Source organism: Pseudomonas sp. B21128 (assembly GCF_044218865.1).
GTDB classification, from domain to species: domain Bacteria; phylum Pseudomonadota; class Gammaproteobacteria; order Pseudomonadales; family Pseudomonadaceae; genus Aquipseudomonas; species Aquipseudomonas iridis.
In genome coordinates this window covers 4,790,473-4,802,325 of sequence record NZ_CP162590.1, presented here as the reverse complement: position 1 = coordinate 4,802,325, position 11,853 = coordinate 4,790,473, and the positions used below count along the sequence as shown (strand labels likewise).

At 60.8% G+C, this 11,853-nt stretch carries 11 protein-coding genes; 5 read left to right on the top strand and 6 right to left on the bottom strand.

What is annotated here, in order from left to right; genetic code table 11:
- Nucleotides 1–116 precede the first annotated feature (116 nt).
- Together AB4P91_RS21520 and dmeF are read left to right on the top strand one after the other, a co-directional pair.
- Nucleotides 117–392, top strand: a complete 276-nt coding sequence (locus AB4P91_RS21520) for a metal/formaldehyde-sensitive transcriptional repressor (protein ID WP_150595514.1) — start codon at nucleotides 117–119, stop codon at nucleotides 390–392.
- Between the two features lie 12 nt (nucleotides 393–404).
- Nucleotides 405–1,340: a CDF family Co(II)/Ni(II) efflux transporter DmeF gene (gene dmeF, locus AB4P91_RS21515; protein ID WP_150688673.1), complete on the top strand. Its 936-nt coding sequence runs from the start codon at nucleotides 405–407 to the stop codon at nucleotides 1,338–1,340.
- Here dmeF and AB4P91_RS21510 read toward each other — a convergent pair.
- Nucleotides 1,337–2,446: a cytochrome P450 gene (locus AB4P91_RS21510; protein WP_395603630.1), complete on the bottom strand. Its 1,110-nt coding sequence runs from the start codon at nucleotides 2,444–2,446 to the stop codon at nucleotides 1,337–1,339. The genes dmeF and AB4P91_RS21510 overlap by 4 nt on opposite strands.
- Nucleotides 2,447–2,525: 79 nt before the next feature.
- Between AB4P91_RS21510 and AB4P91_RS21505 the strand changes: the two genes are divergently transcribed.
- From AB4P91_RS21505 to AB4P91_RS21495, 3 genes are all read left to right on the top strand, one after another.
- Complete coding sequence (locus tag AB4P91_RS21505; protein WP_395603629.1) at nucleotides 2,526–3,284, top strand: ArsR/SmtB family transcription factor; 759 nt, start codon at nucleotides 2,526–2,528, stop codon at nucleotides 3,282–3,284.
- A gap of 110 nt (nucleotides 3,285–3,394) precedes the next feature.
- Nucleotides 3,395–4,615, top strand: coding sequence for a putative DNA modification/repair radical SAM protein (locus AB4P91_RS21500; RefSeq protein WP_150595510.1), 1,221 nt, complete (start codon nucleotides 3,395–3,397; stop codon nucleotides 4,613–4,615).
- Nucleotides 4,612–5,433 (top strand): TIGR03915 family putative DNA repair protein, encoded by an 822-nt coding sequence (locus AB4P91_RS21495; protein ID WP_150595509.1) that lies wholly within the window; start codon nucleotides 4,612–4,614, stop codon nucleotides 5,431–5,433. The genes AB4P91_RS21500 and AB4P91_RS21495 overlap by 4 nt, the downstream gene beginning before the upstream one ends.
- A gap of 70 nt (nucleotides 5,434–5,503) precedes the next feature.
- Here the strand turns inward: AB4P91_RS21495 and AB4P91_RS21490 are convergent, their stop codons facing one another.
- From AB4P91_RS21490 to AB4P91_RS21470, 5 genes are all read right to left on the bottom strand, one after another.
- Nucleotides 5,504–6,523, bottom strand: coding sequence for a branched-chain amino acid aminotransferase (locus AB4P91_RS21490; protein WP_042559687.1), 1,020 nt, complete (start codon nucleotides 6,521–6,523; stop codon nucleotides 5,504–5,506).
- 242 nt (nucleotides 6,524–6,765) lie between these two features.
- Nucleotides 6,766–8,139, bottom strand: a complete 1,374-nt coding sequence (gene lpdA, locus AB4P91_RS21485) for a dihydrolipoyl dehydrogenase (protein ID WP_395603628.1) — start codon at nucleotides 8,137–8,139, stop codon at nucleotides 6,766–6,768.
- A gap of 4 nt (nucleotides 8,140–8,143) precedes the next feature.
- Nucleotides 8,144–9,418, bottom strand: a complete 1,275-nt coding sequence (locus AB4P91_RS21480) for a dihydrolipoamide acetyltransferase family protein (protein WP_395603627.1) — start codon at nucleotides 9,416–9,418, stop codon at nucleotides 8,144–8,146.
- Nucleotides 9,419–10,477: an alpha-ketoacid dehydrogenase subunit beta gene (locus AB4P91_RS21475; RefSeq protein ID WP_042559684.1), complete on the bottom strand. Its 1,059-nt coding sequence runs from the start codon at nucleotides 10,475–10,477 to the stop codon at nucleotides 9,419–9,421.
- A 1-nt stretch (nucleotide 10,478) separates the two neighbouring features.
- Complete coding sequence (locus AB4P91_RS21470) at nucleotides 10,479–11,714, bottom strand: 3-methyl-2-oxobutanoate dehydrogenase (2-methylpropanoyl-transferring) subunit alpha (protein ID WP_042559683.1); 1,236 nt, start codon at nucleotides 11,712–11,714, stop codon at nucleotides 10,479–10,481.
- Nucleotides 11,715–11,853: the final 139 nt, after the last annotated feature.

The following is an 11,853-nucleotide window of genomic DNA, read 5'->3' as shown; positions in this document are numbered from 1 at the left end:
AAACCCCTGAGCTGAGTGTTCGACCCAAGGGCCTGCTCCTCTCATCCCGATTGCCTGTTGCCACTGGCGATGTAATCAGCGAGCATGCACGGCATATAGGGGTAGGGGGTATGGGTATGGCGCACATTCATGAACACAAAGATGAACTGCTCAACCGCGTCCGGCGCATTGCCGGGCAGGTTCAAGCGGTGGAAAAAGCGCTCGAAGGTGATGCCGATTGTGCCAAGACCCTGCATCTGGTCGCGGCGATTCGGGGTGCGGTCAACGGCTTGATGGAGCAATTCATTGAAGCTCACACCCGTGAGCACGTCGCACATCCCGACCTCAGCGACGAAGCGCGCGCCCAAGGTGCCGAAGACTTGCTTCAGGCTATTCGCCGTTATTCCAAATAGAGCGCCAACATCATGACTCCGACCCCACAGATTGATCGCCACAGCCACGATCATCAGTTTCTCGGCGCCTCTCACGATGAAAACGCCCGTCGCACACGCTGGGTGGTGGCGCTGACGTTTGTAATGATGATCGGCGAGATCACCGCCGGTTATATCACTGGCTCCATGGCATTGCTGGCCGACGGTTTCCATATGGCGACCCATGCCGGCGCGTTGGGTATTGCCGCAGCGGCCTATGGTTTTGCCCGGCGCAATGCCAATAACAAACGCTACAGCTTCGGCACCGGCAAGGTCGGTGATCTGGCCGGTTTCGCCTCGGCCATGGTGCTGGGGCTGGTATCGCTGGGCATTGCCGGTGAGTCGATCCTGCGTCTGTTCCAGCCGACCACCGTGGCGTTTGGCGAGGCGACAGTGATTGCCGTCGTGGGGCTGGCGGTTAATCTGGTCAGCGCCTTTGTGTTGATGGGCCACCACGGGCATGACCACGGCCATCATCATGACCATGCTCACGAACATGGCCGTCATCACCATCACGACAACAACCTGCGTTCAGCCTACGTTCATGTGCTGGCCGATGCATTGACTTCGGTACTGGCGATTGCCGCGTTGCTGGCCGGCCGGTATCTCGGCTGGGTCTGGCTGGATCCGGCAATGGGTATTGTCGGCGCCATCGTCATTGCCAAATGGGCGTTCAACCTGATGCGAGACAGCTCCGCTGTGTTGCTCGACGCCACCGATGAGCCGGTGGCTGCCGAAATCCGCGAGCTGCTGGAAACCTCCGGCGATGTGCGGATCAGCGATCTCCACGTCTGGCAGGTTGGCCCGCAAGCACGGGCGGCAATTGTCAGCGTGGTAGCGAGTGCCGGGGTTACCGCAGAAGCCGTTCGCGCACGGCTGGCACCGGTGCATGAGCTGTCGCACTTGACCATCGAACTGCACAGCGCTTAATGCTTCACTTCAGTGAACAGTGGAATCCGCCCATTGAGGGACGGGCGGTAGTGCCAGTTCAGGTGTTCCAGTTCAATGCCGTGAGTGAGCATTTCCTTCACCGTCGCGCTGGCAATACTCATGGCAAGCGCTTGCCCCGGACATTGATGTCGACCGCTGCCAAAACTCAAACTGCGGCGGTGTGGGCGATCCAGTAGAAACTGGTCGGGGTTGTCGTTCAGGGCCGGATCGCGGTTGGCCGAGGCCAGCAGCACCAGAATCACCGCGCCAGCCTCGACGCGCACACCGTCGATTTCGCAGGATGCGGCGACAAACCGCCGGGTGTTCTGTACCGACGGGTCGAAGCGCTGGACTTCACTCAGCAAGGCTTCCACTGATTCGCCACGCAACTCGGGCTGACGATGTAACGCCAGCAGCGCATTGCCGATCAGTCCCGCGCAGCCTTCAAACGTTTGCGAGCAGAGGCCGATCAGGTTGGCGATCAGGTTCTCTTCATCCCCTTCAAAGCGCTGCCTGATACCTGCAAGCAAAGCACTGTTCGCCGCGGGTTCGGCCAACAACTCGATGAACTGCCCGCGCAATTGTTCGGCGGCGGCATGGGCAGCCGCCCGTTGCACGTCGCTGCTCAGTGGCGACAGGCACGCCGCGAAATCGGCTGTTAGCGCACTGATCGTCCGACTCTGCGCCGGAGAAAACCCGAGCAACGCCGCCACCACCGACACCGGACCGCGGAACATGGCTTTGTACAAACCGTCCGCATCCGTGCTGAGCAGTCGTCCGTTGACTCGCGCCCGGACTTCGTCCTGATCGATCAGCCCCAATGGCAGCTCGAATGCCGAACGTGGGCAGCGCTGGCGTTCACCATCGTTCATCCGCATCAACTGCGCGAAGACCTGGCCAGCCATGCCATCGGCAATCGCTTTGGGCACCGGCTCCAGCGCGGGGCGCACCCGGCAGTCGGCATGAGCCAATACCGCGCAGACGGCGCGAGCGCTGCTGGCGACCCACAGTCTCAGTTCGGGATCAAAGGTCAGTCCACCCATGCCGCGTAGTGTTGCGTAGTAGGGGTAGGGATCGGCATGAGTTGCAGCGATGATCGGATCCATGGTTCGCAGCCTTGTCGATGAGGAAAGTGTTGCTACTATCTGCAGTCCGTAACGGCGATGATTCGTCGGGGAGCGAAATATGCACGCAGAACATCAAGACATCGGCGTCTCGCAGGTGGCCGCCGCCATCGCCGAGCCGGCGCGGACGAAAATCCTCTGCTCGCTGATGGACGGCCACGCTCGCACCAGCACCGAGCTGGCAGCCGTTGCTGACGTCAGCGCCTCCACCGCCAGTGCGCACCTGGCCAAACTCAAGGATCTGGCGCTGGTGCGTCTGCATGTTCAGGGTCGTCATCGGTATTACAGCCTCGCCGACAAACGTGTCGCACAGGCGCTGGAAGCATTGATGGTGATCGGCCAGAACGCCGCGCCGACCTTCAAGCCGCACACACCGGATCGCCTGCAATTCGCTCGCACGTGCTACGACCACATGGCCGGGACACTGGCGGTGATGCTGCACGACCGCCTGCTCGAAGCGGGGTGGTTGGTGGCAATCGACGAGCAGGCGTATCGCTTTAGCGACAGCGGTGAGGCGTTCTTCGCCGGGTTGGGCATTGAGGTCGAAGACTTGAATGCATTGCGGCGCAAATTTGCCTGCCCGTGCCTGGACTGGAGCATGCGCCGGCCTCATCTTGGCGGGTCACTGGGGGCGGCGTTGCTGCAAGCAGCGCTCAAGCGCAAGTGGGTGACGCAGGATCTGGACAGTCGGGCGTTGGCGTTGACGGCGGTGGGGCGCAAGGACATTCGTGCGAAGTTCGGTATCGAGTTGCCTATTGAAAACATCCAGACCAAAACATCCCAGCCTTCGGCACCTCCAGCGGGCCGTGATCACGTGTAGACGCTATCGCACGATGCGATCTTTTGCTCGACCGACGAAGGGCACTTTTTCACCTTGAACCTGACAGGTCGACCCTATACTGTATATGCAACCAGTAAAGGGCCCGTGCCATGCAAATTATCGACAAGCTCAGCATTCTCGCCGACGCCGCCAAGTACGACGCCTCCTGCGCCAGCAGTGGCGCGCCCAAGCGCAGTTCCGAGGGCAAGAGCGGTCTGGGCTCTACCAATGGCATGGGCATTTGCCACAGCTATACGCCGGACGGGCGCTGCGTCTCACTGCTGAAAATCCTGCTGACCAATTTCTGCCTCTACGATTGCCAATACTGCGTCAACCGCCGCTCCAGCGATGTGCCTCGCGCGCGTTTCACACCCGAGGAAGTCGTGGCGCTGACCATGGACTTCTACCGCCGTAACTGCGTCAGCGGGCTGTTTCTCAGCTCGGGGATTATCCGCTCGGCGGACTACACCATGGAGCAACTGGTTCGAGTCGCCAAATTGCTCCGCGAAGAGCACGAGTTTCGCGGTTACATCCACCTCAAGACCATTCCCGAAGCCGATCCGGCATTGATCGCGGAGGCTGGGCGTTATGCCGATCGCCTCAGCGTCAACATCGAGCTGCCGACCGATACCAGCCTGCAAATCCTCGCGCCGGAGAAAGACATCGGGTCGATCAAGCAGGCGATGCAAACCATCTACACCGGCGAGCAGACAGTACTCAACGAACCTCGCGCGCCAAAGTTCGCGCCGGCCGGGCAAAGCACGCAGATGATTGTCGGCGCCGATGACACCGACGACAGCACCATCCTCCATGGCGCCCAGGCCTTGTACGGTAACTTCCGGCTGCGCCGGGTCTACTACTCGGCGTTCAGTCCGATCCCCGACAGCCCGAAAAGCGTGCCACTGGCAGCACCGCCGCTGATGCGCGAGCACCGCTTGTATCAGGCTGATTTTCTGTTGCGCAGCTACGGCTACAGCGCCGGCGAATTACTCAAGGGGCCGGGAAACCTGGCGTTGGACATCGACCCGAAACTGGCGTGGGCGCTGCAGAATCGCGAGGTATTCCCGCTCGATCTGAACAGCGCCGAACCCTCGTTGATCGCGCGCATTCCCGGGATTGGCCTGCGCACCACGGAACGCCTGGTGGAGTTGCGCCGGCAGCGGCGCATCCGTTACGAAGATGTGGCGCGCATGCGCTGTGTGCTGGCCAAGGCCAAGCCGTTCATCATCACCAGCGATTACCACCCGCAGCAGGCCGAAGTCACCAGTCAATTGCTCTATCAGCAATTGCGCGACCGGCCAATGCCGCAGCAGATGGGGTTGTGGGGATGATCAATCTCGATTGCGACGACCTGTTCGACACCTGGCGCCAACAGGCACGCTGGCTGCTTAGCCATGAAGTCGACCCGAGCGTGGTGAGTTGGGCCACCGAGGGCGTCAGTGATCTGTTCGCCAGTGATCATCAGGTACCCGAAGGGCAGGGGCCGTTTCAGGCGCGAATTCCGCGTGCATTGCTCGATACGCTTGGGCAAGCCGCACAATATCGTGGCGACCAGCGCTGGAGTCTCTTGTACGAGGTGCTGTGGCGAGTCAGCCACGGCGATCGCACGGCGATGATGGCGGGGGACAAGCTGGGCAGCGAGTTACAGCGGCGGATCAAGCAAGTACGCCGCGAAGCCCATCACCTGCATGCCTTCGTGCGCTTCATCGAGCGGCCGACGAATTTGCCCGGCCCGCAATATGTGGCGTGGCACGAACCGGCGCACGACATCCTGCACAGCGCCAGCGAGCATTTCGTCGCGCGCATGGGCCGGCACCGTTGGCTGATCGCGACCCCGCGTGATGGGGTTTATTTCGATGGCGAACAACTGATCCATGAGCGCCAATGCCCGGTGGAATGGCAGCAAATGGCGCAGAACGTCGACGATCCGCACGGCGATCTGTGGTTGACCTATTACAGCCACATCTTCAACCCGGCGCGGCTCAACCCGAAGGTGATGCAGGGCCATTTGCCGGTGCGGTTCTGGAAAAATCTGCCGGAGGGCGAATTGATTCCGGGGCTGATCACGCAGGCACGGATGGGCAAACAGCAGAATGGGCAGGCAAGCGGGATTGCCGGGCGTTCCGGGAAACGGATTGCGCTTAAATAAAAGATCGCTCTAAATAAAAAGCCCCCACCGGTTTCCCGGTGGGGGCTTTTGGACATCAGCGACCGTCAGATCAAACCTTGACGATCCAGCCCGCTGGCGCTTCGATGTCGCCGGTTTGCACGCCAGTCAGCTCTTTATAGAGCTTCTGGGTAACCGGACCGACTTCGGTTTCGCTGTGGAACACATGCAGATGGTCGTTGTAGCTGATGCCGCCGATCGGGGTGATCACCGCCGCAGTGCCGCAGGCGCCGGCTTCCTTGAAGTCCGCCAGTTTGTCGATCAGCACATCGCCTTCAACCACTTCCAGGCCCAGACGCGTTTTCGCCAGCTCGATCAGCGACAGACGGGTGATGCCCGGCAGTACCGAGGGTGAACTCGGGGTCACGAACTTGTTGTCGTGGGTGATCCCGAAGAAATTGGCCGAGCCGACTTCTTCGATTTTGGTGTGGGTCATCGGGTCGAGATAGATCGCGTCGGCGAAGTTGGCTTTCTTGGCTTTCGAGCCCGGCATCAGGCTGGCCGCGTAGTTGCCGCCGACCTTGGCTGCACCGGTGCCTTGTGGGGCGGCGCGGTCGTAGCTGGAAATCTGGAAGTTGTGCGGGGTCAAGCCGCCCTTGAAGTAGGCGCCGACCGGGATGCAGAAGATCGAGAAGATAAACTCGGGCGCAGTGCGCACGCCGATGTTGTCACCCACGCCGATCACGAACGGACGCAGGTACAGCGCGCCGCCGGTGCCGTATGGCGGAATGAAACGCTCGTTGGCACGAACCACTTCTTTGCAGGCTTCGATGAACTGCTCGGTTTCGACCATCGGCATCAGCAGACGCGCGCAGCTGCGTTGCATGCGCAGGGCGTTCTGGTCCGGGCGGAACAGGTTGATCGAACCGTCCTTGCAACGATAGGCCTTCATGCCTTCGAAGCACTGCTGACCATAGTGAAGGGCAGTCGAGCCTTCGCTGATGTGCAGCACGTTGTCTTCGGTCAGGGTGCCTTTGTCCCACTCGCCATCGCGAAAGTACGACAGATAGCGCTTGTCGGTCTTGATGTAGTCAAAACCCAGCTTGTCCCAATTGATGCTTTCGTTACCCATGACACCCTCTATCACTGAACAACCGCCGAAACGGTTCAAGGCTTCTGACGTTTTTTGGATGGGCACAACAATACTTCATTCTTGAGCGGTTTCGCAGCCCGGACTATCGGATGACAGACAGATAATTTGCGGTGGCCTCAACAATTCGCGAGCAAGCTCGCTCCCACATTTGCAATGCATTTCCCAGTGGGAGCGAGCTTGCTCGCGAAGAGGCCATCACTGTCACCCTTAATCTGGAGAGTTTACAGGTGCAACGCATGCCCCAGAGCACGCAACGCCGCTTCCTGCACCGCTTCACCCAAGGTCGGATGCGCATGAATGGTGCCGCCGATGTCTTCCAGCCGCGCGCCCATTTCCAGGCTCTGCGCGAACGCCGTGGACAACTCCGAAACCCCGACACCCACCGCTTGCCAACCGACAATCAGATGATTGTCGCGACGCGCAACCACCCGCACGAAGCCGGTTTTCGACTCCAGGGTCATTGCCCGGCCATTGGCGGCGAACGGGAAGCTGGAAACGATGCAGTCGAGCCCGGCAGTTTTGGCCTCGTCCGGCGTCTTGCCGACCACCACCAGTTCCGGGTCGGTAAAGCACACGGCAGCGATGGCTGTTGGGTTGAATTCGCGGTTTTTGCCGCTGATCAGCTCGGCAACCATCTCGCCTTGCGCCATGGCGCGATGGGCCAGCATCGGTTCGCCGCTAAGGTCGCCGATGGCGTAGACATTGCGCATGCTGGTCTGGCAGCGGCTGTCGATCTTGATCGCCGAGCCGTTCATGTCCAGATTCAGTGCTTCGAGGTTCCAGCCTTGGATATTCGGTTTGCGACCGACGGCCACCAGCACCTGATCCGTTTCCAGATTCAGGGTGTCGCCGTTCGGATCACGCACCTGCAAGGTACCGTCGAAACCCAGCACGCTGTGGTTCAGATACAGTTTCACGCCCAGTTGCTTCAGCGCTTCATGCACCGGTTGCGTCAGCTCAGCGTCATAGGCTGGCAGAATGCGCTCCTGCGCCTCGACCACGCTGACTTCCGCGCCGAGCTTGCGATAGGCAATGCCCAGCTCCAGACCGATATATCCACCGCCGACCACGACGAGGCGTTTTGGCACACTTTTCGGCGCCAGCGCTTCGGTGGAGGAGATGATCGGCCCGCCAATCGGCAGGATCGGCAGGTTGACACTGGTCGAACCGGTGGCCAGCACCAGATGTTCGCAGTGAATGCGCGTGTCGCCGACTTCCACGGTTTTGCCGTCGATGACGTTGGCCCAGCCGTTGATGACTTGAATCTTGTTCTTCTTCAGCAATGCGGCAACGCCGGTGGTCAGGCGATCAACAATGCCGTCCTTCCACTCGACGCTTTTGCTGATGTCGAGGGTCGGCGCCGAAACGCTGATACCCAATGCCGAATGCTGGTTGTGCTGCTGGGTCTGATGAAACTGCTCAGCCACATGGATCAGCGCTTTCGAGGGAATGCAGCCGATGTTCAGGCAAGTGCCGCCCAGCGATTGGCCTTCGACCAGAATGGTCTGAATGCCCAGTTGCCCAGCGCGAATCGCCGTGATGTAGCCGCCGGGGCCGCCGCCAATGATCAGCAGCGTGGTGTTCAAGGTTTGCATTGCATCACTCCACAAACAGCGTTGCGGGTTGTTCGAGCAGGCCACGAATGGCCTGGATGAAGAGCGCCGCGTCCATGCCGTCGACCACGCGGTGATCGAAGGAGCTGGAGAGGTTCATCATCTTGCGGATCACTACCTGGCCTTTGACGACCATCGGACGTTCGACGATTTTGTTGACGCCGACGATGGCCACTTCCGGCAGATTCAACACCGGCGTGCTGACGATGCCGCCCAACGCACCGAGGCTGGTCAGGGTGATGCTCGAGCCGGACAGTTCATCGCGGCTGGCCTTGCCGTTGCGGGCGGCGTTGGCCAGGCGCGAGATTTCTGCCGCGCTGTCCCACAGACTGCGCGCTTCGGCGTGACGCACCACCGGCACCATCAGGCCGACATCGCTCTGCGTGGCGACCCCGACATGCACGGCGCCGAGGCGAGTGATGACCTGGGCTTCGTCGTCGTAACGGGCGTTCATCTGCGGGAAGTCGCGCAGGGCCACCACCAATGCGCGGACGAGGAACGGCAGCAAGGTCAACTTGCCACGGCTGGCGCCGTGTTTTTCGTTCAAATGCGCGCGCAGTTCTTCAATCGCGGTGACGTCGATTTCTTCGACGTAGCTGAAGTGGGCGGCACGTTGAGTGGCGTCTTGCATGCGCTGGGCGATCTTGCGGCGCATGCCGATCACTTGAATCTGTTCTTCGTCGTTGCGCTGGGCGTAAGCCGCTGCCACTGGCGCTTGAGCGTTGGACTGACCTTGCGCCAGATAGGCGTCGAGGTCTTCGTGCAATACGCGACCGGCCGGGCCACTGCCACGCACCAGACGCAATTGAATGCCCAGTTCCAGCGCATGTTTGCGCACGGCCGGGGAGGCCAGCGGACGCTCATTCGCTTCACGAGCAACCATCGGGCCCTGGCAAACGGCAGCCGAACGCGGTGCAGCGGCGGCGGGTTTGGTCTCTACGACAGCTTCGGCTTTCGGTGCAGCAGGTTCCTTGACAGCAACCGGAGTCGGGGCAGCCGATTCTTTCAGATTGCCCGCGCCTTCCACTTCAATGCTGATCAGCACGCTGCCGACCGCCATCACTTCACCCGGCTGACCGCCAAGCGCAATCACCTTGCCGTGCACCGGCGAAGGAATATCGACCATCGCCTTGTCGGTCATGACATCGGCCAGCACCTGATCTTCAACCACCAGATCGCCAACCTTGACGTGCCATTGCGACAGTTCTACTTCTGCGATGCCTTCGCCAATGTCTGGCATCTTGATAACGTGCGTGCCCATTCAGACCTCCATAACCCGTTTCAAAGCCGCGCCCACTCGGGACGGGCCAGGGAAATACGCCCACTCTTGCGCGTGCGGGTAAGGGGTGTCCCAACCGGTGACGCGTTCGATCGGCGCTTCCAGGTGATGGAAGCAGTGCTCTTGCACCAGCGACACCAACTCGGCGCCGAAACCGCAGGTGCGAGTCGCTTCGTGAACCACCACGCAGCGACCGGTTTTCTTCACCGATTTGACGATGGTTTCCAGGTCCAGCGGCCACAGGCTGCGCAGGTCGATGACTTCAGCATCGACGCCGCTTTCTTCAGCGGCCACTTGCGAGACATACACGGTGGTGCCGTAAGTCAGCACGGTGACGTCCTTGCCCGGACGGGTGATCGCGGCGACGTCCAGCGGCACGGTGTAGTAACCGTCCGGCACTTGTGCGGCAGGGTGTTTCGACCACGGGGTTACCGGGCGGTCGTGGTGGCCGTCGAACGGGCCGTTGTACAGGCGTTTTGGCTCGAGGAAGATCACCGGGTCATCGTTTTCGATGGAGGCGATCAGCAAACCTTTCGCGTCATACGGGTTGGACGGCATGACCGTGCGCAGACCACAGACCTGAGTGAACATCGCCTCGATGCTCTGGCTGTGGGTCTGACCACCGTAGATGCCACCCCCGCACGGCATGCGCAGGGTCATCGGTGCGGTGAACTCGCCAGCCGAGCGATAGCGCAGACGCGCCGCTTCGGAAATGATCTGGTCGGACGCCGGGTAGACGTAGTCGGCGAACTGGATCTCGGCCACCGGACGCAAACCGTAAGCGCCCATGCCGACGGCAACGCCGACGATGCCGCTTTCGGAAATCGGCGCGTCGAACACCCGCGACGAGCCGTATTTGGTCTGCAGGCCTTCGGTGCAACGGAACACGCCGCCGAAGTAACCGACGTCCTGACCGAATACCACCACGTTGTCGTCACGTTCAAGCATCACATCCATGGCCGAGCGCAGGGCCTGGATCATGGTCATGGTGGTCGTGGTCATGGCGGTTTCCAGCTGAATATTGTTGTTGTGATCGTTCATCTCAGACCCCCAACTGCTGACGCTGGCGCTTCAAGTGCTCCGGCATCTCTTTGTAGACGTCTTCGAACATGGTCGCGGCGCTTGGAATCTGGCCACCGGCGAGGGTGCCGTACTGCTCGGCCTGTTTCTGCGCGGCAATCACTTCGGCTTCGAGTTCGGCGCTGACGGCGGCGTGCTCTTCATCGGACCAGTGGCCGATCTTGATCAGGTGCTGCTTGAGACGCGCGATCGGGTCGCCGAGCGGGAAGTGGCTCCAGTCATCGGCCGGACGATATTTCGATGGATCGTCGGAGGTCGAGTGCGGGCCGGCGCGGTAGGTGACCCATTCGATCATGGTCGGGCCGAGGTTGCGGCGGGCGCGCTCGGCAGCCCAGGCAGAAGCCGCGTAGACCGCGTAGAAGTCGTTACCGTCAACTCGCAGCGAGGCAATGCCGCAACCGACGCCGCGTCCGGCGAAGGTGGTGGCTTCACCGCCAGCGATGGCCTGGAAGGTCGAAATCGCCCACTGATTGTTGACCACATTGAGGATCACCGGCGCCCGATAAACGTGGGCGAAGGTGAGGGCGGTGTGGAAGTCCGATTCGGCAGTGGCGCCGTCGCCGATCCAGGCCGAGGCGATTTTGGTGTCGCCCTTGATCGCCGAGGCCATGCCCCAGCCCACGCCCTGAATGAACTGGGTGGCGAGGTTGCCGGAAATGGTGAAGAAGCCGAAGTCCTTGACGGAGTACATGATCGGCAGTTGACGGCCCTTGAGCGGGTCGCGCTCGTTGGACAACAACTGGCAGATCAGGTCGACCAGCGGCACGTCGCGCGCCATCAGAATGCTTTGCTGACGATAGGTCGGGAAACACATGTCGTCGACGTTCAGTGCCAGCGCCTGAGCGCTGCCAATGGCTTCTTCGCCAAGGCTCTGCATGTAAAACGACATTTTTTTCTGACGCTGGGCGACGACCATGCGGTTGTCGTAGATGCGCGTCTTGAGCATGGCGCGCATGCCCTTGCGCAGGATCTCGACCGGCACGTTTTCAGCCCATGGGCCGAGGGCGTTGCCCTGGTCGTCGAGCACGCGAATCAGGCCTCGCGCCAGATCGGCGGTGTCGGCGGGTTCAACGTCGATGGAAGGTTTGCGCACCGTACCGGCATCGGTCAGATGCAGGTAGGAAAAGTCGGTTTTGCAGCCTGGACGGCCCGAGGGTTCAGGGACGTGCAGACGCAGCGGTTCGTACGCTTGGGTCATGGCTTCTACGCTCGATCTTGTGAATTTCTTGTAGTGAGCTGGCAGTCATTCTTCGATGGAAGAAATCTTGTCCTACAACAATCATAGGCGCGGGCAAGAAGAATATTTCTCTCTGTTTCGTTGCGCTGGAGATGATTTG

Coding starts and splice junctions, on each gene's coding strand:
- AB4P91_RS21505 (WP_395603629.1), top strand. CDS start 2,526: ATGCACGCAGAACATCAAGACATCGGCGTCTCGCAGGTGGCCGCCGCC.
- lpdA (WP_395603628.1), bottom strand. CDS start 8,139: ATGCAAACCTTGAACACCACGCTGCTGATCATTGGCGGCGGCCCCGGC.
- AB4P91_RS21475 (WP_042559684.1), bottom strand. CDS start 10,477: ATGAACGATCACAACAACAATATTCAGCTGGAAACCGCCATGACCACG.
- AB4P91_RS21470 (WP_042559683.1), bottom strand. CDS start 11,714: ATGACCCAAGCGTACGAACCGCTGCGTCTGCACGTCCCTGAACCCTCG.
- AB4P91_RS21490 (WP_042559687.1), bottom strand. CDS start 6,523: ATGGGTAACGAAAGCATCAATTGGGACAAGCTGGGTTTTGACTACATC.
- AB4P91_RS21520 (WP_150595514.1), top strand. CDS start 117: ATGGCGCACATTCATGAACACAAAGATGAACTGCTCAACCGCGTCCGG.
- AB4P91_RS21480 (WP_395603627.1), bottom strand. CDS start 9,418: ATGGGCACGCACGTTATCAAGATGCCAGACATTGGCGAAGGCATCGCA.
- dmeF (WP_150688673.1), top strand. CDS start 405: ATGACTCCGACCCCACAGATTGATCGCCACAGCCACGATCATCAGTTT.
- AB4P91_RS21495 (WP_150595509.1), top strand. CDS start 4,612: ATGATCAATCTCGATTGCGACGACCTGTTCGACACCTGGCGCCAACAG.
- AB4P91_RS21510 (WP_395603630.1), bottom strand. CDS start 2,446: ATGGATCCGATCATCGCTGCAACTCATGCCGATCCCTACCCCTACTAC.
- AB4P91_RS21500 (WP_150595510.1), top strand. CDS start 3,395: ATGCAAATTATCGACAAGCTCAGCATTCTCGCCGACGCCGCCAAGTAC.